The sequence below is a fragment of the Paracoccus amoyensis genome (assembly GCF_014490725.1).
In the GTDB taxonomy this organism is placed as follows: Bacteria; Pseudomonadota; Alphaproteobacteria; order Rhodobacterales; family Rhodobacteraceae; genus Paracoccus; species Paracoccus amoyensis.
In genome coordinates, this window is the sequence record NZ_JACOQL010000003.1 from 475,122 (window position 1) to 497,088 (window position 21,967).

General features: G+C 59.3%; 18 protein-coding genes and 1 tRNA gene. 12 read left to right on the plus strand and 7 right to left on the minus strand.

The window, feature by feature from the left end:
* Position 1: 1 nt before the first annotated feature.
* Positions 2–1,417: a TolC family outer membrane protein gene (locus H4P12_RS11350; RefSeq protein ID WP_187793993.1), complete on the minus strand. Its 1,416-nt coding sequence runs from the start codon at positions 1,415–1,417 to the stop codon at positions 2–4.
* On the minus strand, positions 1,417–2,070 hold the full coding sequence (locus H4P12_RS11355; RefSeq protein ID WP_187793780.1) for a protein-L-isoaspartate O-methyltransferase family protein: 654 nt from the start codon (positions 2,068–2,070) through the stop codon (positions 1,417–1,419). The genes H4P12_RS11350 and H4P12_RS11355 overlap by 1 nt, the downstream gene beginning before the upstream one ends.
* Positions 2,071–2,193: 123 nt before the next feature.
* Here H4P12_RS11355 and H4P12_RS11360 point away from each other — a divergent pair.
* From H4P12_RS11360 to H4P12_RS11370, 3 genes are all read left to right on the plus strand, one after another.
* Positions 2,194–2,267: transfer RNA gene (locus tag H4P12_RS11360), tRNA-Cys, on the plus strand.
* 276 nt (positions 2,268–2,543) lie between these two features.
* Positions 2,544–3,782: a 3-deoxy-D-manno-octulosonic acid transferase gene (locus H4P12_RS11365; protein ID WP_246449250.1), complete on the plus strand. Its 1,239-nt coding sequence runs from the start codon at positions 2,544–2,546 to the stop codon at positions 3,780–3,782.
* Positions 3,783–3,817: 35 nt separating this feature from the next.
* Entirely contained in the window at positions 3,818–4,240 is a 423-nt protein-coding gene (locus H4P12_RS11370) for a DUF1178 family protein (RefSeq protein WP_187793781.1), read from the plus strand.
* Here H4P12_RS11370 and H4P12_RS11375 read toward each other — a convergent pair.
* Positions 4,215–5,576, minus strand: coding sequence for an aminotransferase-like domain-containing protein (locus H4P12_RS11375; RefSeq protein WP_187793782.1), 1,362 nt, complete (start codon positions 5,574–5,576; stop codon positions 4,215–4,217). The two genes, H4P12_RS11370 and H4P12_RS11375, sit on opposite strands and share 26 nt — an antisense overlap.
* 121 nt (positions 5,577–5,697) lie before the next feature.
* On the opposite strand from H4P12_RS11375, the gene H4P12_RS11380 reads away from it, so the two are divergent.
* From H4P12_RS11380 to H4P12_RS19050, 8 genes are all read left to right on the plus strand, one after another.
* Entirely contained in the window at positions 5,698–6,846 is a 1,149-nt protein-coding gene (locus tag H4P12_RS11380) for an MFS transporter (RefSeq protein WP_246449252.1), read from the plus strand.
* Positions 6,847–6,954: 108 nt separating this feature from the next.
* A complete protein-coding gene (locus H4P12_RS11385; RefSeq protein WP_187793784.1) occupies positions 6,955–8,211 on the plus strand; it encodes an aspartate kinase in 1,257 nt (418 codons plus the stop codon).
* A gap of 69 nt (positions 8,212–8,280) precedes the next feature.
* On the plus strand, positions 8,281–10,527 hold the full coding sequence (gene ptsP / locus H4P12_RS11390) for a phosphoenolpyruvate--protein phosphotransferase (protein WP_187793785.1): 2,247 nt from the start codon (positions 8,281–8,283) through the stop codon (positions 10,525–10,527).
* Between the two features lie 139 nt (positions 10,528–10,666).
* Positions 10,667–12,253, plus strand: a complete 1,587-nt coding sequence (locus H4P12_RS11395; protein WP_187793786.1) for an OpgD/OpgG family glucan biosynthesis protein — start codon at positions 10,667–10,669, stop codon at positions 12,251–12,253.
* A complete protein-coding gene (gene mdoH, locus H4P12_RS11400; protein ID WP_187793787.1) occupies positions 12,250–14,355 on the plus strand; it encodes a glucans biosynthesis glucosyltransferase MdoH in 2,106 nt (701 codons plus the stop codon). The genes H4P12_RS11395 and mdoH overlap by 4 nt, the downstream gene beginning before the upstream one ends.
* A complete protein-coding gene (gene opgC / locus H4P12_RS11405) occupies positions 14,352–15,488 on the plus strand; it encodes an OpgC domain-containing protein (RefSeq protein ID WP_187793788.1) in 1,137 nt (378 codons plus the stop codon). The genes mdoH and opgC overlap by 4 nt, the downstream gene beginning before the upstream one ends.
* Before the next feature lie 197 nt (positions 15,489–15,685).
* Positions 15,686–16,357, plus strand: coding sequence for an Nramp family divalent metal transporter (locus H4P12_RS19045; RefSeq protein ID WP_281390446.1), 672 nt, complete (start codon positions 15,686–15,688; stop codon positions 16,355–16,357).
* On the plus strand, positions 16,348–16,947 hold the full coding sequence (locus H4P12_RS19050; RefSeq protein ID WP_281390447.1) for an Nramp family divalent metal transporter: 600 nt from the start codon (positions 16,348–16,350) through the stop codon (positions 16,945–16,947). Before H4P12_RS19045 ends, H4P12_RS19050 begins: the two co-directional genes overlap by 10 nt.
* A gap of 58 nt (positions 16,948–17,005) precedes the next feature.
* On the opposite strand, the gene H4P12_RS11415 is transcribed toward H4P12_RS19050, so the two are convergent.
* Positions 17,006–17,659, minus strand: a complete 654-nt coding sequence (locus H4P12_RS11415; RefSeq protein ID WP_187793789.1) for an SGNH/GDSL hydrolase family protein — start codon at positions 17,657–17,659, stop codon at positions 17,006–17,008.
* Between the two features lie 131 nt (positions 17,660–17,790).
* Here H4P12_RS11415 and H4P12_RS11420 point away from each other — a divergent pair, with 131 nt between their 5' ends.
* Positions 17,791–18,363, plus strand: coding sequence for a peroxidase-related enzyme (locus H4P12_RS11420; protein WP_187793790.1), 573 nt, complete (start codon positions 17,791–17,793; stop codon positions 18,361–18,363).
* A gap of 8 nt (positions 18,364–18,371) precedes the next feature.
* On the opposite strand, the gene xylB is transcribed toward H4P12_RS11420, so the two are convergent.
* The 3 genes from xylB to H4P12_RS11435 are packed head-to-tail and all read right to left on the minus strand — an operon-like array spanning position 18,372 to position 21,966.
* A complete protein-coding gene (xylB, locus tag H4P12_RS11425) occupies positions 18,372–19,811 on the minus strand; it encodes a xylulokinase (RefSeq protein WP_187793791.1) in 1,440 nt (479 codons plus the stop codon).
* 11 nt (positions 19,812–19,822) lie between these two features.
* Positions 19,823–20,503 carry an HAD family hydrolase gene (locus H4P12_RS11430; protein ID WP_187793792.1) on the minus strand — a complete coding sequence of 227 codons (681 nt, stop codon included), beginning with the start codon at positions 20,501–20,503 and terminating at the stop codon, positions 19,823–19,825.
* On the minus strand, positions 20,500–21,966 hold the full coding sequence (locus H4P12_RS11435; RefSeq protein ID WP_187793793.1) for a mannitol dehydrogenase family protein: 1,467 nt from the start codon (positions 21,964–21,966) through the stop codon (positions 20,500–20,502). The genes H4P12_RS11430 and H4P12_RS11435 overlap by 4 nt, the downstream gene beginning before the upstream one ends.
* Position 21,967 lies beyond the last annotated feature (1 nt).

A 21,967-nucleotide genomic window follows, 5' to 3' on the forward strand; every position in this document is an offset into this window, starting at 1 on the left:
CTTAATTGCGGCCGATTGCCCGCAGGACGCGATCCAGATCGCGGCCTTGTTTACTTGTATGCGGCGCATCGCGCACGGCATTGTAATACTGCGAAGGGTCATAGGTCGGAATTCCCAGTTTCAGGTGTTCTACCGTCAACAAACCCATAGCGGACAGAAGTTGATAATGTGCTAACTGCTGATTGGCTTGTGCCGTAATTTTATCGGCTCGCGCCTCTAGCAGCGATTGCTCCGCATCCAGAACGTCCAATGTCGTGCGCGCGCCCAACAACGCTTCTTCGCGAACGCCATCATAGGCCTGTTGTGCGGCGGAAATCTGTTGATCGATCGCGCGAATTTCGGCCCGTGAAACGTCGATATTCGCCCAGGCTTCACCAACAGCCTGATTGACCTGGCGCGACGCATTCAGCAGCACAGCGCGTGCCTGATCCCGCTGGGCCATTGCTTTGCGATGAGCCGCTGGCAGGCGGCCACCGGAATAAATCGTCTGGCTCAGCTCCAGACCGACAGAAGCACTATTCCGATTCTCGTAGTCGCCAGTCACCGTATCCAGACTGCGCGTCACGCCAACCCCGGCATTTGCGCTAAGGTTGGGGTTCCGCTCGGCCGCGGCGGCTGCAACGCCGATTTCAGCCGCAGCAGCCTGACGTTGATACTGCTTGATCACCGGATGGTTGCGCTGCGCCAATTGTCGCGCGGCATCCAGAGAGGCCGGCAATGCAGGCAAGGCGGGCGGCGTATCCAGATTCGTGCCTGGACGGCCAGTTGCCGCCAGATATCCTTCACGCGCGATTTCCAGATCGCCTTGCGCCGAAACCAGGGTTGCCTGCGTGGCGGCAAGTTGCGCATCAGCCTGTGCCACATCGGTGACGGTAATTTCGCCAACGTCAAAGCGATCCTGCGCCGCCTGACGTTCACGTGACAACACCTGAACCGAATTTTGTTGCAGCTCGACCTGCTCCATCGCCGAACGCACCTGGAAGAAGGCCGTTGCCGCCGCCAGAATGACATCCTGCTCGACCGAGACCAGCGCCTGACGCGTTGCCAGAACCTGCTCTTTCGCGCCATCAATCGCCAGTGCCGAACGCCCCCAATCATACAGGGTCATTTCGGCAGCAAGCTGAACGGTGCTGGTGCGTCTGGTAATATAATCGGTATCAATGCCGGTCGCGGTCCGAAACGCAGCTTCGCCTTTCGACACGGTATGGCTGGCAACCCATTGCAATACCGGACGTAATTCGGCGATTGCGGCCGCGACATCTTCGTCCGCGGCGCGCAGAACGGCGCGGTTCTGATCCATCAGCGCAGAATGGCGATACGCCGCCACCATCGCATCCGCCAACGAGTCGGCATTGGCGGGAATGGCCATGCCAAGGCCAAGCGTTGCAGCAATGGCAAATTTACGCAAAGACAACATCATAGGCTGAACCCCCGTTCCCGTGTAAACCCGGGCAGCAGCGGTGCATTCGCGTTGAACGCATAGCGCCAGTTGATCCGGTCGTTCAGTTTATACCCAAGGCGCACGACGCCCAATTTACCTTCAACAAACAGGGCGGCAATCCGACCACCTTCTTTCAGTTGGTCGACGATGGTTTCGGGCACGTCTTCAACCGCGCCTTCGATCATCACAACATCGTAGGGCCCTTGATCCGGGGCGCCATCCGTCAGTCTGGCCGACAAGACGGCGGCATTGAAAACACCCGCTTCCGCCAGCCGGGTTTCCGCCTCGGCCACCAGGTCGTCATCGTCTTCAATGGCGACAACGGCTTCGGCCATCCGCGCGATGACGGCGGCTGAATAGCCCAAACCACAGCCCAGATCCAGGACCAGTTCATTTGGCTGAATGTCCAGCGCATCGACCATCTTGGCCAGGGTGCGCGGCTCTAACAGCACGCGCCCATTCCCGATATCAAGGTTTTCGCCGGAATAAGCGACGGCACGACGGGCCGCAGGAACAAAATCTTCGCGTGGAATCGTCAACATCGCCTCGATAACGGTGAACTTCGTCACATCGTTGGGACGAACCTGCGTGTCCACCATCATCGTGCGCCGTGCGGCGAAATCGGTCATGTCGGGAACCTCTGCGGTTTGCTTTGAGTTTTATTGCCATGATTCACCGACATGGGCAACGGCAGTCGTTCTCGACTTGCAAGGCCGCGGCCGATCCATTATGCGATGGCAACCTTCGACGGCGGCGGGTTGGCGGAGAGGTTACGCACCGGATTGCAAATCCGTGAAGACCGGTTCGATTCCGGTACCCGCCTCCAAAGAATTTCCCATATAAAATCATTACGGGTGTCGCTTGACGCGTGCCTGTCCGACGGCTTTCCCTCAAGCACGGGTTTTCAAGGTGCCACAGTGGCTGAACCAACCGCAGACGCGGGTTGTGAAGCACCGGATCCAGAAGTGATCTGGCGATTCATAAAGAAGCCAAGCGATCTCTATTCGTTGCATAGGCAAGGAGGTGAAAGCCGCTTCCAATGACGACTTTCCTGCGTCATCGCCTGCGCATGGCGCGGCCCGCGATCGTTTGCATTGCCGGCATGCGCCTATATAGCTGCGAAAACAGATCGGCGGCAGAGGCAGGGATGATCTACAGCGCATTGACCCGACTGGCTGAACCACTTCTGCGCTTGCAATCAACGCTGGGCGGACAGGATGCCTTGCGGGAAAGGTTGGTCATGGACGCGCGGCCCGTGGCCGCTGACATCTGGATTCACGGCGCATCCGTGGGTGAACTGACATCAGCGCGGACGATCATCGAAGACCTTGCCCGTGATTTCAGCGTGCTCGTCACAACAAATACCGAAACGGCACGCCAGATGGTTACAGGCTGGGGTCTTGCCGCGCGGCTTGCACCGATGGATCTGCCCGGCACGATGCAGCGGTTTCTGAATGCCGTCCACCCGCGTCTTCAGGTTACCATCGAAGGCGAATTTTGGCCGCTGCGATCCCGCGAATTAGCACGGCGCGGAATACCCCAGACCATGATCGGTGCGCGAATGTCAGCCAAATCGGCCGGAAACTGGGGGCGATTTCCGCGCCTCATCCGGCCGATTCTTGAACGTGTTGAAGCCTTGTCCGCCCAAGATGCCCTCAGCGAAGAACGATTGCTGCGTCTTGGTGCGCGCCCCGCAGCAATTCTGCCCAAACTGGACCTGAAGCTTCTTGGCCCGGCGCAGATATCGCCCCCCGTCGACAGCGCCGCGCGCGATATGACCTTTCTGGCCGCCTCGACGCATGAGGGTGAGGAGCAGGTGTTTTTGGATGCCTTTGTCGAGGCCCGAAAACAGCATTCGGATTTACGACTGATCCTTGCGATCCGCCATCCAAAGCGCGGCGATGAGGTCGCCAACCTGATCGAACAGCGTGGATTGCCCGTCATCCGACGGTCGCAGGGCGCAGAAGACGGGCCGGTCTTGCTGGTTGATACATTGGGTGAGATGGCGCGCTGGTATGCAGCGGCGGGCCTGTGCTTTGTCGGAGGCTCGTTGAACGATCGGGGTGGCCATACCCCGTGGGAGCCAGCCGCCTATCAATGCGCGATCCTCTACGGTCCGCATGTCAGCAATTTCCCGGATGCCTATGCCGCGTTGACCGCTGCAGATGCGGCCCGGCAAGTCACGGTTGATTCCCTGCAAACATCACTTGCAGAGATTCTGGCCCAGCCTGCGCGCATCCGGGCAATGGGTCATGCCGGGCGTAACGTGCTGGACCAGCGGGTTGGGGCGCCCGACGGACTGGTCACCGCCCTGCGCGATCTTGCGAAGCGCGCGGTCTGACACGATATAATGTCTATGTTCAGTAAGGTGACCCCATGATCCGCTATTCGTTGCGCTGCGACAATGGACATGATTTCGACGGCTGGTTCCGCTCGTCCGAGGCGTTCGAGGCGATGCAGAAGGCCGGCCAGAACACATGTGCGTTGTGTGGCACATCGAATGTGCAGAAAACCTTGATGGCGCCATCCGTTCCCTCGAAAACCAAAGCCGGGGCAGCGCCATTGACCGAACCACAAAACCGCATGGAAGCAGCCCTGGATCAGTTGCGCAAGCATGTCGAAGCCAATTCGGATTATGTCGGCCTGAAATTCGCGGATGAGGCGCGCGCAATGCACGAAGGCCGCAGCCCCAGCCGTGCAATTCACGGCGAGGCCAAGCCCGAGGAGGCCAAGAAACTGATCGAGGAAGGCGTTCCCGTCGCCCCCCTGCCCTTTACGCCCCGCCAGAAGGCGAACTGATACGCCCGGATATTTTGGCCGCAGCGGTTATTTCATGTATCTGTCTGAAAATTCGCGGTAAAGTTTCCAATTCTATCCCGCCGAAAGCCAGCCGCAATGCCTGCGGCACCGCCATGGTCGTGGCAAAAGCTTCGGCGCCCGAGATTGAGATTCCCCCCTTTCGTAATTTTGCGATGATCGGTTCGGCCCGCAGTCCGGGTATCAGCGGCAGCCATGCAAATGCGGCATTCGGGTGTGCCATGATATCGTCGCCGAACACCTCACGGCACAGGCGTCGTCGTGCGGCACCATCACGCCGGCGGCGTTCCATGGATTCGGCAAGCGTGCCATCTTCGATCCAGCCAGTCACCAGACCGGAAATCACGGCCGGTGCGTTCCAGATTGTCGCCCTGATCGCCCCTGTTAGATTGTCGATACATCCGTCCGGTGCAACGACATATCCAAGGCGCAGGCCCGTCGCGAGGCTTTTGGAAAAGCTCGCGATATAAATCGTTCGTTCGGGCGCGATATGCTGAAAGCTGGGCGGCGCGCCCGTTTCCAGAAACGCATAGGCGCCGTCTTCGATCAGCATCAGATCATGCCGCCGCCCCACATCGGCGATGCGTTGCCGGGTCCGCTCGTCCATCACCGTGCCAAGCGGGCTGTGCACCGTCGGCATCAGGTAAACGGCGCGCAGCCGCCTGCTCCGGCTTTGCCGTTCCAGATCATCGGGGTCCATCACGCCTGCGACTGGTTGTATTGGAACCAGATCAAGGCCATGCAATTCTGCAACCGATTTGAAGCCGGGATAGGTCAGCGCATCAACCGCGACCGCATCCCCACGGCGCAGCAGGGCTGAACATACAATCGACAGCCCGTGCTGCCCGCCCGAAGTCACCAACAGGTTTTCTGGCCTGGCGGGCGCGACCATCTGACTGTGGTGATCTGCGAATATCTTTCGCTCATGCGCCCGTCCGCCATGCGGATGATAACGCAATAACGCTTCAAGATCGCCGCCCGCCGCCAGTTTGCGCAAACCGGCGCGCAGCATGTCAGCGTCGACCGCGTTGCCCGGCATGTTGAACATCAGGTCAATCATATCCGGGGTTTCGTCCTGCCGCAGCCCGGCTGTCGGCGGCACATTCGGATCGCGGACAAAGGTGCCCCGGCCCGCTTCGCCCAAAACCAACCCCTTTCGTTCCAGCTCTTGATACACACGGGTCGCCGTTGCCAAAGCCAACCCGAATTTCTCTGCAAAGGCCCGGTGGGTCGGCAGCCTGCTGCCGGGTGGAAATGTGCCATCGCGAATCGCGTTCGATATCATTTCCGCAAACTTCAGATATCTGGCGCCGGGCATCCCACATCCTGTATTTATGACAATTTAAAAATTGTCATAAACCTGACCAGGTGGCAATCGAGATTGAATGCAGCAAAGGGTCCACTCAATGCCAAACAAGATATCCGCCGCGCTTCTTGGAATGTGCCTTTTCACCGTGACCTTTGCCGTCAATTTGCAGGCACCGCTTTATGACGCCTATGCCGCGCAGAACGATATGGGCGCGGCAGCGGTGACCATCGCTTTTGCGGCCTATGTCGCGGGATTGATGCCGACCCTGCTGTTTCTGGGCGGTTTGTCGAACCGCATCGGGCGGAAGCCGCCGATCGCCCTTGCACTGGCCCTTGGCGCGACCGCAACAGGTATTTTGGTCATCTGGCCAAGCTGGGCCACACTGATAATCGCCCGCGCCATTTTGGGTGTTGGAACCGGGTTGGCGACCACTGCGGGCACAGCCTATATGACCGAAATTCTGGGCGGCAACCGCACCAAAAGCAGCGCACTGGCTGTGACATCGGTCACATCGCTGGGCTTTGGCGGAGGGGCCTTGGCGACCGGGATCAGCCTTGGAATTCAAGGGCCGACGCTGTTTCCCGCAAGCTTTGCCCTTCTGCTTGCTGTCGCGCCCTGCCTTGCCTTAGCGATCATATTACTGCCGAAAACACACCGCGATACCAATGCACCATTGCTCCGCATGCCGCTGTTTCCGAAAGGCACGGGGATATTCGGCATCTCGCTGGCGCTGGCATGGTCCGTCACCGGCATGACGATTGCGGTTGTCCCACTGCAACTTGCCCGCAACGATCTGGGCAGCTGGTCGGGTCTGGTGATCTTTCTGGCGATTTTCACAGGATTTCTATGCCAGCCCATTGCGAAACGACTGAAAAACAATGCAGCTCTGACCGTCGGGCTGTGCCTTGTTCCCATCGGGTTTGTCATCCTGCTGATCGGTATGCGCTTTGATCTTCTTGCTGCGGTTCTGGCCGGAACCTGTTTCACCAGCGCCGCCAGCTATGGCTTCACCTATCTGGCCGCCTTGGCCGAGATTTCGTCACGTGCCCCGGATGATCGCGCCCGCGCAACCGCGGGATTGTTCATCTATGCCTATGCCGGCTTTTCCGTGCCTGTCATTGTCAGCGGGGTTCTTGCCGATATTCTGGGCCTGTTGCCCGCCATGATGCTGTTCGCCGCAACAATGGTTGCAGCGACGCTGGTCGTCCTCACACGCCTGAAACGTCCGGCCCTCGCGCGGTGCGCCAATTTCGATCAGGATCGCCAGATGTCAAGGTGACCGATATGAAGCGCAAGTGTTTGCGGACAATGGTGCTATGCCCCTTGCGGTTTCGGCCCCCCACCCATAAAAGCCCGCCGATAACAATGCCAAGGCTGGGGGCCCGAAATGCCGCTTCTGGTGATGAAATTTGGCGGCACGTCCGTCGCCGATCTGGACCGCATCCGCAACGCCGCACAAAAAGTGCAGCGCGAAGTTGATCGCGGCTATGATGTCATTGTCATTGTCAGCGCGATGTCGGGCAAGACCAACGAACTGGTTGGCTGGGTCGAACAGACCTCACCGATGTTTGACGCGCGTGAATATGACGCAGTCGTCAGCTCGGGTGAAAACATCACCGCAGGGCTGATGGCGCTGACATTGCAGGAAATGGGTGTGCCCGCACGCAGTTGGCAGGGCTGGCAGGTGCCCATCAACACCACTGCGCAGCATTCCTCGGCCCGGTTTGAAAGCATTCCGCGCGCCAATCTGGATCAGAAATTCGCCGAAGGGTTCAAGGTCGCCGTCGTCGCGGGCTTTCAGGGCCTGGCGCCGGATGGGCGCATCACCACGCTGGGCCGTGGCGGATCGGACACGACCGCCGTCGCCTTTGCCGCTGCGTTCGAGGCTGAACGCTGCGACATCTATACCGATGTGGACGGCATCTACACGACCGACCCGCGGATCACCTCGAAAGCGCGCAAGCTGCAAAAGATCGCGTTCGAGGAGATGCTGGAACTGGCCAGCCTTGGCGCGAAAGTGCTTCAGACGCGCTCGGTCGAGCTGGCAATGCGCTACAAGGTTCGCCTGCGCGTGCTATCATCGTTCGAAGATACGGACGAAAATTCAGGCACGCTGGTTTGCGATGAGGATGAAATCATGGAATCGAAAGTCGTCAACGGCGTCGCCTATTCCCGCGACGAAGCCAAGATCACACTGGTCACGGTCGAAGATCGTCCCGGCATTTCTGCCGCTATCTTTGCCCCACTGGCCGAAGCTGGCGTCAACGTCGATATGATCGTCCAGAACATCTCGGAAAAAGATTATGAAGATCACCCCGGTTCGGTGACTGACATGACATTTTCGGTTCCGATCAATCAGGTCGAGCGTGCCAAACGCGCGATGGAAGACGCCAAAAACAAGGGCACTATCGCCTATGACGAGCTGGTCGTGGACACCGAGGTTGCCAAGGTCAGCGTCGTTGGCATTGGCATGCGCAGCCATACCGGCGTCGCCGCGCATATGTTCAAGGCGCTTGCTGATGAAAACATCAACATCAAGGTCATCGCCACCAGCGAGATCAAGATTTCGGTGTTGATCGACCGCAAATATATGGAACTGGCAGTGCAGGCACTGCATGATGCCTTTGGCCTCGAAGCGGCTTGATCCAGCGCATATCATAGCACTGGCACAGGCCCTGCGGGACCATTGCGACAGCAAAGGCAGGCCCAGGCGATGCAAGACCGCAAGGACCAAGATTCTCGGACGCTTTTGAAGCGGCTCAAGGATATTCTTTCTGCCGCCGGCGGCGGGCAGGATCGGCTTGACCAGATCACGCATAATATTGCGGATTCGATGCGGACACAGGTGTGTTCGATCTATCTGTTCCGCGATGCTGAAACGCTGGAACTCAGCGCGACGGAAGGGTTACGGGCGGAATCCGTGCACCGGACTCGCCTGCGTCTGGGCGAAGGTCTGGTTGGACGCGTGGCGCGCACCGGGCGGTTTGTGAACACCGGCAATGCCCCATCGGAACCCGGCTTTCGCTTCATGCCCGAAACCGGCGAAGAGGTTTTTCCCAGTTTTCTGGGCGTTCCCATTCAGCGCGTCGGTGAAAAGCTGGGTGTACTGGTTGTCCAGTCGCGCGATGCCCGCCAGTTCAGCGAAGACGAGGTTTACGGACTGGAAGTCGTCGCCATGGTGCTGGCCGAAATGACCGAGTTGGGTGCCTTCAAGGGCAGTCAGATGGACAACCTGCCCCTTGTCCACCGCTTTCCACAGATGTTTCGCGGCTCGACCGGTCAGGAAGGGGTTTCCGAAGGCAATGTCTGGCTGCATGAACCGCGGGTCGTTGTCGCAAACCCCGTGGGTGACGATCCCGAAAAAGAACAGGCACGGCTTCATGCCGGCGTCGAACGCCTGCGCGAAACGGTGGACACCATGTTTGCCGCCGCCGCCATGGTCGGCGATGGCGAACATATGGAGGTTTTGGAAACCTACAAGATGTTCGCCCATTCGCGCAGTTGGCTGAAGCGGATGGAAGAAGACATTCTTCTGGGATTGTCCGCCGAAGCTGCTGTTGAAAAAGAACAATCTTCGGCACGCTCGCGGTTGGAACTGGCAGCCGATCCCTATTTGCGCGACCGCCTGCATGATCTGGACGACCTGTCGAACCGGCTGCTGCGCATTCTGACCGGTCAGGGCGTGGACACCGGTGCGGAAATGCCCGCAAACCCGATCCTTGTGGCGCGCAATATCGGTCCGGCCGAACTGCTGGAATACGGTCGCAAGCTGAAAGGTGTCGTGCTGGAAGAAGGCTCGGTCGGCAGCCACGCAGCCATTGTCGCGCGGGCGCTGGCGATTCCGCTGGTCATTCACGCCGCCCGCATCACGACCGAGGCGTTGAACGGTGATTCCGTTCTGGTCGACGGCGATCAGGGTATCGTCCACCTGCGCCCCGAAGAAAGCGTTGCCGCCGCCTTTCGCGACAAGATCGCCATGCAGGCCGAGGCACAGTCGCGCTATGCCAGCCTGCGCGATCTGCCGGCGACCGGCACCTGTGGCGAGACGGTGCAGCTTTACATGAATGCGGGCCTGATGGCCGATCTGCCCTCACTCGAGGGGTCAGGCGCCGAAGGCGTGGGTCTTTTTCGGACGGAATTGCAATTTCTCATCCGCAACCATGTGCCGCGCAGGTCTGAACTGGCGGCGCTGTATCGGCGCGTGCTGGACAATGCGCACGAGAAGCCCGTCATGTTTCGCACGCTGGACATCGGGTCGGACAAGGTTCTGCCCTATATGAAGCCGCAGGACGAACCGAACCCGGCGATGGGCTGGCGGGCGATCCGCGTTGGCCTGGATAAGCGCGGCGTGTTGCGGATGCAGTTGCAGGCGCTGATCCGGGCTGCCGTCGGGCGCCCTCTGCATGTGATGTTTCCGTTTGTCGCCGATATCACAGAATATGACGCCGCCTACCGGATCCTGATGCAGGAAGTGGCGCGCGAACAGCGCCTGGGCCACGACATGCCCAGCGACATCCGCGTTGGCACAATGCTGGAAACGCCGTCGCTGGCTTTTGCGCCCAAGCGCTTTTTTGAGATGTGCGACTTCGTGTCCATCGGCGGCAATGATCTGAAGCAGTTCTTCTTCGCCGCGGATCGCGAAAATGAACGTGTTCGCCGACGCTATGACACGTTGAATTCGTCGTTTCTGATGCTGCTTAAACAGATCGTCGCCCGCTGCGAAGATGCCCGCGTTCCCCTGTCCTTCTGTGGCGAGGATGCGGGGCGCCCCATCGAGGCTCTGACATTCGCGGCATTGGGCATCCGCCGGTTGTCGATGCGCCCAGCCTCGATCGGTCCGGTCAAACATCTGATCCGCCATGTCTCGATCACCGAGCTTGCTCAGGTCGTTGACGAGGCACTGGACTCCGGGATGCCAAATATCCGGCGGCCTGTTACCGAATGGTTGGCACGGCAATAGCCGCATCGGCAGGCGATTTTCAGCCAGTTCTCTGGTAAAGTGATGACAAAGGTAGCTGGGGGATGTTGGCATTGCGGCTTGTTGCTGCATAACAGGCCCCTTATGATGAAACAGTTTTTTTAACCCGGCATCCCCAGATATGAAGCGTCGTCAGTTCCTCAATGCAGCCACCGCGATTGCCGCAGGTGGCACATTTGCAGCCACCAAGGTTCAGGCCCAGTCTGAACCCCAGGTTCAGGCGCAGTCCGAGGCGGATAACGCCGAAGCTGACAACCCGCCTGCTGCTGCCACCACCGTCTTCGGCTTCGAAGAAGTCGCAGCCTTGGCCGCTGAGCGTGCACGGGGCGTATATAAACAGCCCGTCGCCGAACAGGTCGGCAGCTTTGCAGATCTGAACTATGATCAATATCGGGGAATCCGCTTCCGTCGCGACGCTGATCCGCTGGGCGGTTCGGGCCGGTTCAGCATGGACCTGCTGCCACCGGGCGCGATTTTCTATGAACCGGTCAATATCAGCATCGTCCGTGATGGTGTGCCCCATAAACTGGTCTTTGACCCCAAATTGCTGGAATTCGATCCGTCGCAATTCCCAGAAGGTGCGGATACCGAAACCGTTGGTGAAATGGGCTGGTCCGGTTTCCGCCTGCGCACGGTTCTGAACCGTCCGGGCGTGATGGACGAATTCCTGGTCTTCCAAGGCGCGACCTATTACCGCGCCGTCGCGCGCGGCACGATCTATGGTCTGTCGGCACGCGGTCTGGCGATCAAGACCGGCAGCCCAGATGGCGAGGAGTTTCCGCTTTTCACCGATTTCTGGATACATCAGCCTGATCCCGCTTCGGAATGGGTGCGCATCCATGCGTTGCTGGACAGCAAATCCGTATCCGCGGCCTATCAATTCGATATCAATCCGGGTGCGGTGACCATGGTACGCACCCGTGTCGCACTGTTCCCGCGGGTGGAATTGCAAAACACCGGCATTGCGCCACTGACATCGATGTTCTGGTTCAGCCCCGCCAGCCGCCGCGTGGTCGATGATTATCGTCCCGCCGTTCATGACAGTGACGGCCTGCAAATGCACACGGGCGCCGGTCAGGCCCTGTGGCGCACGCTTGGGTCGCACAAGAATCTGCAGATATCTTCCTTCGTGGACAATAGTCCGCGTGGCTTTGGCCTGATCCAGCGCAACCGGAACTTCGCCGAATACGAAGATGCCGAGGCAATGTACAATCTGCGGCCCTCAGTCTGGATTCAGCCCGAGGGGGATTGGGGCGAAGGCGAGGTTCGCCTGATCGAAATCCCGGTCGAGAATGAGTTTAACGACAATATCGTCAGCTATTGGTTGCCCAAAAAACCCATGGCACGGGATGAGCGGCACGAATACCGCTACCGGCTTTCATTCGCACCGCTGCCCCCGAATGACGTGCCCTTGGCCAAAGTCAGACAGGTTCGTTCCGGCCGTTCGATCAATGTCGAAACGACCCGCAGTGTCATCGTCGATTTCGACCTTGCGCTGTTTACGAATGAATTGCCGCAATCCAAGGTTACAACCTCGGCCGGCAATATCGTTCATGCTTATCTGAAACCTCTCCCTGATCAGGGCGTTCTGCGTCTGGCCTTTGAATTTGAACCGGGCGATGCGACTTTGGCTGATTTGCAGGCGGTTCTGACCGATAGCGATGGTCTTGCACTTAGCGAGACCTGGCTGGCGCGTTGGACCGTATGACGGAGATCAATTCAAAAGAAAGCGTGATTGCCGATCAGGCGATGGACGCCGTTCCGCCCGAAGCACCGTTGGACATGCCAACGCAGGATTTTGGCCGCCAGCCGTCGATCCGCCATAAAAAGCGTGCCAACGGGCCGATGGTCTGGCTGGCGCGACTGGTTGCCTTTGGCGGCGCTGCGGCAATCGCAGCAATCGGCTTTTCGCAAATGCTGCAAACTTTCGGTGACCGTCCGACGCCCATGCAATGGGCACTGCTGGTCCTGTTCGTGCCGACCTTTGCCTGGGTCGGATTTTCGTTCTGTTCGGTTCTGGCAGGTCTGTTCGCCCCGCGTTTGCGCACACCCGATGGTCCCAACACGGCCCGCGTTGTCGTCGTGATGCCCGTCTATCACGAGGATACGTCGGAAAGCATCGGCCTGCTATCCGCGCTTGCGCAAGAGCTGGATCGCGAAGGAATGGCTGATCGAACCGAGATTTTTGTGCTGTCGGACAGCCGCGATCCGGTGATGGCGGTGAACGAAACGCTGACCATTGCCAAGGCGCGCGAAACCTCTCCCGTGCCGATCTGGTATCGCAGGCGCATGACCAATGAGGATCGAAAATCCGGCAATTTGGCCGAATTCGTCCGCCGTTGGGGCGGCCGCTATGATCAGATGGTTGTGCTGGACGCCGACAGTATCCTGACCGGCAAGACGATCCGGGAACTGTCGGCACGGATGAATGGCGACCCGGAGATCGGGCTGATCCAGACCATGCCGATCCTTGTCGGCGGCGAGACGATCTTTGCCCGGCAGATCCAGTTCGCGGGCCGGGTCTATGGCCCGATGATTGCCCGCGCCGTGGCCGCATGGTCGGGCAATACCGGCAACTATTGGGGCCATAACGCGATCATCCGGATGAAAGCCTTTGCCGAGGCTTGTGGCCTGCCCCGTCTGCCGGGCAAACCACCGTTCGGCGGCACCATTCTAAGCCACGATTTCGTCGAGGCCGCTGCCCTTTGCCGTTCGGGCTGGAAGGTGCGGCTGGATCACGATCTGCGCGGCAGTTACGAAGGCTCTCCGCCCACGCTGCTGGACATGGCGGCGCGCGAACGCCGCTGGGCACAGGGCAATCTCCAACATTCGCGACTGCTGTCCATGCGCGGTCTGCGCCCGATCAGTTTTGCGCATTTCATCATCGGGATGCTGGGCTTTTTGATGAGTCCGATCTGGCTGACGCTGCTGATGGTGGGTCTGATCCTGTCCTTTACGGTGCTGCTGTCCACGCCGGAATATTTCCCGACCGCCTATCAGCTTTTCCCCGACTGGCCGGTCTTTGATGCCCGGCGCATGTTCTGGCTGTTCGTGGCAGCGATGTCGTTTCTGTTGCTGCCCAAGATGATCGCGACATTTCGTGCGTGGCTGCGCCCCTTGGCGCGCAATTCGGGCGGCCCGGTCCGCATTTTTGCCAGCGCGATCTTCGAGAACCTGCTGTCGGCCCTGATTGCCCCGGTGCAAATGCTGATCCAGACGCGGCAAATCTATGAAATTTTGCGGGGCCGCGACAGCGGCTGGCAGGCACAGGTGCGTGCAGGTTCGATGCCGGATTGGGGCGTTGTGCTGCGCAGGCATTGGATTCACGTCCTTGTCGGGGTTGTCACGCTGGTTGTTCTGGCCAGGTTTTCGCCCTGGCAATTGGTCTGGCTGTCGCCGATCCTTGCCGGTCTGATCCTGTCGCCGGTAACTTCCCGCTATTCAGCCAGCCCGGTTTTCGGTCGTTGGGCGCGGATGCGCGGATTGTTGGTGACACCCGAAGAACGCGATCCGCCGGCGATCCTGACTGCCGCCCTTGCCGCCGCACGTAATCTGCCACGACCGATCACGGACCGGTCCGTCATTCTGAAGCTTGGCAAAGACCGAGAATTACTGGCACGTCATATCTCGATGCTACAGCCCGTCGGCGACCTGCCTGCGGCGCAACGACTGCCGCAAATCACCGCCCAAGCCAAAATAGCCAACGCAGCCACCCAGTCAGAGGCGCTCTCCTTTCTGACGCGCGAGGAAACGGACGTGCTGGTTGCCAATGCGCCCTTGCTGACGCAGTGGAGCGCCCTACCGCAATGAAACGTCTTATCGCACTTGATATGCTGCGCGGCTATGCGCTGGTCTGCATCATGATTGACCACATGCCGGTATCGCCGCTGCGCAAATTCACATTGGCCAATTTCTCGGTTTTTGACGCGGCCGAACTTTTTGTGCTGCTGTCGGGATTTCTGGTCGGCATGGTCTGGTTGAGTGTCGAGGAAAAGCAAGGCGTGCGCACAGCGCAGTGGCGTTTCGCCCGCCGCGCGTTCGAAGTTTGGCGGGCCTTGATTATCGGCGGGGTCGTGATGGCCCTTGTCTCAGCCGGGTTGAAATATGCCGGGCTGGAACACACGGCAGTCTGGGGACAGTATTCCATCTGGGTGCTGGAGAACCCGTTGGGTTATATTGGCGTGCTGGCAACGATGTGGCTGCAACCGAACCTGCTGGATGTGCTGGCGGTTTATGTCATCCTGATTGCATCGGCCCCGCTATTGGTGCCGCTGTTCCAGCGGTATCCATTCAGCTTTGCCGCTGGCTCGCTGGTCTTGTGGTGGTTCGCGCCAACACTGAACGGGTTGATCCCCAACCATCGTGACGGTGGGCTGCTATTCAATCCGTTCGGCTGGCAGTTGCTGTTTTATTCCGGTATCGCCATGGGCCTGTTCCGGCACAGGTTCATGCCGGTCCTGATGCCCTACAGAACGCTGTTGACGGTTCTGGCGACGGGTATGTTTCTGTTCGGCGCGGCCATCCTGATTGCATTGGATTTCGGTGACGCCGCCCTGCCTGTTCGAAATGCGCTGAAGCTGGTTTACGGCAGCATCGACAAGTGGAGCCTTGATGGCACCCGCTATCTGGCGATCATGGCCGCAGCCTGGCTTGTCGCCGTGCCGCTGGCCCGCCCGACGGAGTGGTTGGCCGCAACGCGCCCGGGTGTTGCCCTGCAGGAAATCGGCAAGGGTGGCCTGTGGGCTTTCATCATGTGCGTTCTGCTGTCGGTGATCGGTGATGCGTTCCAGATGAACCCGGCGGATCAGCCGATCTGGCGCCGACTGCTGGTGGACGGATGGGCCATCCTGACGCTGTGGTGGCTGTCTGCAATTTGGCTGCAATATGGGGCGCCGTGGCAAAAAGGCCGCAAAAAGATAAACAAGCAGGCTGCGACATCCTGATTTTGGTCAGATCGGCCTGCTGATAATGTCATCAAGACAGACCCGATCCTGAAAGATCAGCGATTATTTGCGCTATCATCGCAATTTTCAGCGCGGCAAGATCTCGCCACGCCCGCCGCATGATCGTATCACTGGCATAGGAGAATGTGGCGCAAGCCGCATTGGGCAAAGATAATCACAATATAAAGGACGGGAGCATGACTGACCGACCCCCCTCACAAGAGGCCGAGCCTAAATGGAGCCTTGTCGGCCCCGGACTTGTCGTGGCCGCCACCGGCGTCGGCGCCGCCGATCTGATCGCGACAACCGTTGCAGGCAGCAAATATGGTTATCTTCTGCTGTGGTCGGTCATCGTTGGCTGCATCATGAAGGTCGTTCTGGTCGAGGGTGCCGGGCGCTATTCACTTGCGACGGGCAATACGATCTTTGAAGGCTGGGCCAGCCTGGGCAAATGGACCTCGGTCTATTTCGGTCCCTATATCGTCATTTGGGGCTTCGTTTATGGCGCGGCAGCGATGGCCGGAACCGGGCTTGCGCTTTATTCGCTGTTTCCATTCCTTAGTGTTGCGGTCTGGGGCATCATTTCGGGCCTGCTGGGCCTCGCGCTGGTGTGGAGCGGACGGTATGATCTGTTCGAAAAGGTCGTCACTTTCTTCGTCGTATTGATGTTTGTCACGGTGATCATCGCGGCGGCATTTACCCTGCCCAATCTGGGCGAAATCCTGAATGGCCTGATTCCGCGTATTCCCGAAGGTGCGATGATCAACGTCCTGAGCTTGCGGGAGGTGTTGGCGGCACGATCACCCTGGCCGCCTATGGTTATTGGCTGCGTGAAAAAGGTTGGGACACGCCACGCTACATGCGCGTGATGCGGCTGGACAACCTTGTCGCCTATATCATCACCGGCATTTTCGTTGTCGCGACGCTGATCGTGGGGGCCGAGTTGCTGTATTCGGCAGGCATTGCAATCGGCAGTGGCGATCAGGGCATGGTCGATCTGGCCAATGTTCTGGGTGAGCGTTACGGCAAATTTATGGCCGTCATCTTCCTTGTCGGCTTCTGGGCCGCCTCGATGAGTTCGCTGATCGGTGTCTGGAACGGCGTCAGCCTGATGTTCGCTGACTTTGTAGGCGAAATTCGTGGCCTGCCACATGGTGATCCAGACCGTGGAGCCAGTGGCGTCTATTACAAAGCCTATGTCCTGTGGTTGACGTTCCCGCCAATGATCATGCTGTTTCTGGGTCAGCCGGTCTATCTGATCCTTGCCTATGGCGTATTGGGCGCGTTGTTCATGCCCTTTATGGCGATCACGCTGCTGTGGATTCTGAATACGGATCGCACCCCGCGCGAATGGCGGAACGGCGCGATCACCAACCTGCTGATGGCGCTTTGTACGCTGGCCTTTGCGGCGCTGGCGGTAAACCAGTTGTGGGGCGCGATCGCCAAGGCGCTTGGCTGAGCATTTTTGCCAATTCGTCAAAACGGGCCGATTGTTTGTCGGCCCGTTTCCTTTTCAATCAGGTCAATATTCCGCCGACCTTTGCGGCGATTGCCCGTCCCAAAGCCGCATTGTTTTCGGCCGTGAAGTGCAGGCCATCCACACCATCCGTGGTCAGGTGATCGCCAGCATTCAGAAAATCCACCTTCATGAAATCAGCCAGCGCGGCATATAGCCCGGCCAATTGCTGGGACTTGGCATGCCCGCCGTCGAACATGCCCTGAAACCAGGGGTGCGGCATCCGGGCCAGCGGTGGTGGCGCGACAACCAGAACCTTCGGCGCAGGATAGGGCGTTCCCACCCCATAGGCGCTGGTCAGAACCTGCCCGACCAATTTCGCCATGCCATTGGCGATCTCATATGGTGAGCGATTGAAATAGGATTTCGTGTCATTCGTGCCCAGCATGAGTATCACCAGATCCAGCGGCAGATGGCTTGCCAGCAGCATCGGCAGATGATTGGCCCCGTTCAGACGCGGATCGTTGGGATCATCGACGCTGGTCGTGCGGGCGCTTAGCCCCTCTTCGATGATATGATACCCCTCGCCCAGCTCTTGCGCCATCACCCCTGTCCAACGCTGCTCATGAGGATAGCGATAGGTGGGTGAGCCTGCGACCACAGGAATCCATCCCCATGTCAGGGAATCGCCATAACACAGGATATTCTTTGTCATCTTCCGCCTCCGTGTTTTGGTCACGATGGCAGCATTGCAGGACTGGTCGCAAGCGTTGTCAGTCCGCTTCGAAGGGGTCACTATCCAGGTAACGATCCGTGCAAACGCCACTTTCCCCGAAAGAACGTCCCATGTCCCAACATCCAATCAGCCAGTTCCCCGTGCCATCGATTGCGGACCTGCCACCCGATATTGCCGAACGCATCCAGGCTGTGCAGGAAAAGTCGGGCTTCGTGCCGAATGTCTTTCTGGTTCTGGCCCATCGCCCCGATGAATTCCGCGCCTTCTTTGCCTATCATGATGCGCTGATGGACAAGCCCGGCAACCTGACCAAAGCTGAACGAGAGATGATTGTCGTCACGACCAGCGCGGCAAATCAGTGCCAATATTGCGTTGTGGCCCACGGGGCGATCCTGCGAATCAGGGCCAAGGCTCCGTTGCTGGCCGATCAGGTTGCCGTCAATTATCGCAAGGCGGATATTACGCCACGCCAGCGCATCATGCTGGATTTCGCGATGAAAGTATCCCAGCAGGCCCATGCAGTCGAAAATTCGGACTTCGCGACCCTGAAACAACATGGTTTCACCGATGACGATATCTGGGACATCGCCGCCATTTCGGCTTTTTTCGGGATGTCGAACCGGATGGCAAATGTCACCGGCATGAGGCCGAATGACGAATTTTACATGCTGGGGCGCGACTGAGGTGCCCGTCACCCCGCAGATCTGGCGTAAAGATCGCGGAACTTGTTCAGCCGATCCGAATAGGCCGCCGCCAGAGCCCTATTCGGTTCGATGACAGCTGCGATCCGGGGCGAGGTGCAGGTCTCGGCCACGGATGCCCCGGTTGCGGCCATCATCCCCAGACGTGCGGCGCCAAAAGCCGCGCCATAGTCGCCGCTTTCGGGGATCAGGATCGGAAGGCCAAGCGCGGTCGCGATGGATTGCACCCAGAACTCGGACCGCGCACCACCGCCCAGCACGACAAGCGCCTGCGGGTTGGACCCGGCCTGGCGCAGCACCGCAAGGTTATCGGCAAAGGCAAAGGCCACCCCCTCCAGCACGGCCTGCGTCAACGCCGCCCGGTCTGTCCGCGCCGATAACCCGTCAAAACTTGCGCGCAGGGCGACGTCGTTATGCGGCGTCCGTTCCCCCGAAAGATAGGGCAGGAACGTGACCTCACCGGGGGCTTTCAAAGCCGTGCCCAGTTCCGCCGTCAGGTCGGCGGGTTTCCGGCCTGTGATCCCCGACAACCACTCCATCGCGGCTGACGCCGACAGGATCACCCCCATCTGATGCCACATCCCCGGCAAGGCGTGACAAAAGGCGTGGACGGCACTTTCCGGGCGCGGCAAATAACGTTCGGTTGCGGCAAACAGCACGCCCGAGGTTCCAAGGGACACGAACCCCTGCCCTTCGGCCACCGTCCCCGCACCAACTGCAGTGGCGGCGTTGTCGCCGGCCCCTCCGGCCACAATCGTCCCTGGCGTCATCCCCCATGCCTGCGCCAAATCGGCACGAATGCCGCCCGACGGGGCATTTCCTTCGATCAGATCGGGCATCTGGTCCAATCGCATTCCCGAAGCGGCAAGCAAATCCTGGGACCAGCGGCGGGCACCCGTATCCAGCCAACTTGTTCCGGCGGCATCTGACATTTCTGCGACATATTCGCCAGTCAGCCAAAGGCGCAAATAATCCTTGGGCAACAGAACCTTGGCAATTCTGGCAAACTCGGCCGGTTCATTTTCGGCCATCCAGACCAGCTTGGGTGCGGTAAAGCCGGGAAAAACGATATTGCCCGAAACGTCACGAAATTGCGGATCAGCATCCAGTTTGGACGCCTGCTGCTGTGATCTTCCATCATTCCACAAGATCGCCGGCCGGATTACCTGACCGTCGGCGTCAAGCGTGACCGCACCGTGCATCTGCCCTGACAGGCCGATCCCTTTGACGCCCGACAAGTCATGTTTCGATATCAGCTCAGCCATTGCCGCTTCGGTCGCGCTGATCCAGTCGGCGGGGTTCTGTTCGGCCCATCCGGATTGCGGACGCGACACGCTTAGCCCCGATGTGGCGGATCCAAGGACATTCTGCCCCTCGTCCATCAACAGAACTTTGACCCCGGAAGTGCCCAGATCAATGCCAAGATACATCTGCAGCCTCTTTACTTCGCCAATGGCGCGCTGATGCGCTCACGCACGAGAGCAGGCAACTGATCCGCCCGCTGGGCAATGGCATCGGCGCCCGATTGAGGCAGCTTTTGCGCCAATCCAGAAGCCTGCGCGTGTGAGCCGCCCAACAGCCCGATACAATACATTCCCGCCGCCTTGGCCGCACGAACGCCCGCACCGCTATCTTCAATGACGATGCAGTTTTCAGGCGGAACCGCAAGCTCCCTTGCAGCCAGCAGGAACAAATCAGGTGCGGGTTTGCCGTTCTGAACCTGAACGGCGGAATACACCCTTGTGCCAAAGAACCCCGCCAGCCCAGTCAGTTCCAGCGATTGCGCAATCCTTGCCGGGGTGGACGACGAAGCAACCGCCTTGGGCAGGCTTTGTAATTCCAACAAGGCGTGCGCGATCCCGGGAATAGGATACAGTTCCTGCTGAAATCGCTGCGCCAGACGGCGCCGATAATCCGGCAGCAGCGGCGTTGCGTCGACGCCCTGTTCCTGCCGGACGATGTCGACGATCGAGGCGACAGAACGCCCGATCATGCGGGCGAACATCTCATCATTCGTAATCACCGCCCCCGCTGCCCGCAGGGTATCGCCCAGTTCGGCAATCGACAGCGGCTCGCTGTCCACAAGCACACCGTCGCAGTCGAAGATCAGCGCATAGGTCATCCGCCGATATAGGTTTGCAGCGTCGCCTTGGTGCCCTTGTCCCACAGCATGTTCAGCCAGCGTGAAAAGGCGCCCGCAAAGGCAGGGTTCTTGCCGGTGTCACCATAAATCTCGGCCATTGCCAGCCATGCGGCAGGATTGTCCTTGGCCTGCATGGCAACGGCGGTCAAATGGTCCCAATTCGGGTCATTCGGTTCGATCACCGCGCCGGAATCGGTGGTTCCCGCGCAATAGCGGCACCAAAGTGCGCTTTCCAACGCAAGCCCCTCGACCGATTTGCCCGCTTGCAGACGATCCGCAATGGTGGGCACGATGAATTTCGGCTGCCGGTTGGATCCGTCCAGACACAATCTGCGGATGGTATCACCGATCTTGGGATTGGCGCAGCGTTCCTTGACCTTCCGGAAATAGGCTTGCAGGTCGGTATTCGGCACGGGGGGAACGGCGGGAATGATCTCATCCGTTTCGACCTTCTCAAGAAAGCCCCGGACCAGATCATCTTCCATCGCTTCGTGCACGAAATGAATATCCATCAGACCGGCAGGATAGGCGATGACCGCATGCCCGCCATTCAGGATGCGGATTTTCATGAGCTCCCACGGGGTCACGTCGTCGACAAACTCAACGCCGACATCTTCCAGCGCGGGGCGACCTGCGGGGAAGTTGTCTTCCAGCACCCATTGAATGAAATCCTCGCAGAATACCGGGCAATCGTCGTCAATGCCGAAATCGTCGCGAATCATGGCGCGTTCGCGGTCGCTGGTTGCGGGGGTGATCCGGTCAACCATCCCGTTCGGAAAGGCCACGCTGGACTTGATCCATTCGGCCAGCTCAGGGTCGGACAGGCGCGCGGTTTCGACGACGGCTTCCTGGGTGACGACGCCATTATGTGGGATGTTGTCACAACACATAACGGTAAACGGCTGCAGCCCCGCATCGCGCCGCGCCTTCAGACCCGCGACCAGCATCCCAAAGACCGTTCTGGGCTGGTCAGGGTTCGCACCATCCGCCACAATCGCGGGATGGCGGGGGTTGAAATGCCCGGTTGCGGCATCGATGAAATAGCCGCCCTCGGTAATGGTCAGACTGGCGATCTTTGTTTCAGGATCGGCCAGCTTGGCGATGATCGCCGCTGCATCTGCGGGCGGCAGATAGTCCACCGTCGCGCCAACAATCCGCGGGTCCGAGGCTTCGGCCGTCTGTTCGACAACCGAAAACAGGAAATCCTGCGCGGCAAGCGCGTCGCGCATCCGGGCGTCGGACGGCATGACCCCTGCACCGACAATCGCATAATCCAAGCCTTTGCCGGTGTTCATCAGCCGGTCCAGATACACCGCCTGATGGGCGCGATGGAAATTACCCAGACCAAAATGAACGATCCCGCCCTTCAACTGCGTGCGGTCGTAATTTGGCACCGGAACGCCAAGCGAGGACAGGTTGTCGTTGTTCAGTTTGGTTGCCATG

What these genes read in the sequence shown, in the direction of transcription:
- H4P12_RS11365 (WP_246449250.1), top strand. Translation starts at nt 2,544, where the DNA reads ATGCGCCTATATAGCTGCGAAAACAGATCGGCGGCAGAGGCAGGGATG.
- H4P12_RS11370 (WP_187793781.1), top strand. Translation starts at nt 3,818, where the DNA reads ATGATCCGCTATTCGTTGCGCTGCGACAATGGACATGATTTCGACGGC.
- ptsP (WP_187793785.1), top strand. Translation starts at nt 8,281, where the DNA reads ATGCAAGACCGCAAGGACCAAGATTCTCGGACGCTTTTGAAGCGGCTC.
- H4P12_RS11385 (WP_187793784.1), top strand. Translation starts at nt 6,955, where the DNA reads ATGCCGCTTCTGGTGATGAAATTTGGCGGCACGTCCGTCGCCGATCTG.
- H4P12_RS19045 (WP_281390446.1), top strand. Translation starts at nt 15,686, where the DNA reads ATGACTGACCGACCCCCCTCACAAGAGGCCGAGCCTAAATGGAGCCTT.
- H4P12_RS11420 (WP_187793790.1), top strand. Translation starts at nt 17,791, where the DNA reads ATGTCCCAACATCCAATCAGCCAGTTCCCCGTGCCATCGATTGCGGAC.
- H4P12_RS11380 (WP_246449252.1), top strand. Translation starts at nt 5,698, where the DNA reads ATGTGCCTTTTCACCGTGACCTTTGCCGTCAATTTGCAGGCACCGCTT.
- H4P12_RS11350 (WP_187793993.1), bottom strand. Translation starts at nt 1,417, where the DNA reads ATGTTGTCTTTGCGTAAATTTGCCATTGCTGCAACGCTTGGCCTTGGC.
- H4P12_RS19050 (WP_281390447.1), top strand. Translation starts at nt 16,348, where the DNA reads ATGCGCGTGATGCGGCTGGACAACCTTGTCGCCTATATCATCACCGGC.
- opgC (WP_187793788.1), top strand. Translation starts at nt 14,352, where the DNA reads ATGAAACGTCTTATCGCACTTGATATGCTGCGCGGCTATGCGCTGGTC.
- H4P12_RS11395 (WP_187793786.1), top strand. Translation starts at nt 10,667, where the DNA reads ATGAAGCGTCGTCAGTTCCTCAATGCAGCCACCGCGATTGCCGCAGGT.
- H4P12_RS11415 (WP_187793789.1), bottom strand. Translation starts at nt 17,659, where the DNA reads ATGACAAAGAATATCCTGTGTTATGGCGATTCCCTGACATGGGGATGG.
- H4P12_RS11430 (WP_187793792.1), bottom strand. Translation starts at nt 20,503, where the DNA reads ATGACCTATGCGCTGATCTTCGACTGCGACGGTGTGCTTGTGGACAGC.
- H4P12_RS11375 (WP_187793782.1), bottom strand. Translation starts at nt 5,576, where the DNA reads ATGCCCGGCGCCAGATATCTGAAGTTTGCGGAAATGATATCGAACGCG.
- H4P12_RS11435 (WP_187793793.1), bottom strand. Translation starts at nt 21,966, where the DNA reads ATGGCAACCAAACTGAACAACGACAACCTGTCCTCGCTTGGCGTTCCG.
- H4P12_RS11355 (WP_187793780.1), bottom strand. Translation starts at nt 2,070, where the DNA reads ATGACCGATTTCGCCGCACGGCGCACGATGATGGTGGACACGCAGGTT.
- mdoH (WP_187793787.1), top strand. Translation starts at nt 12,250, where the DNA reads ATGACGGAGATCAATTCAAAAGAAAGCGTGATTGCCGATCAGGCGATG.
- xylB (WP_187793791.1), bottom strand. Translation starts at nt 19,811, where the DNA reads ATGTATCTTGGCATTGATCTGGGCACTTCCGGGGTCAAAGTTCTGTTG.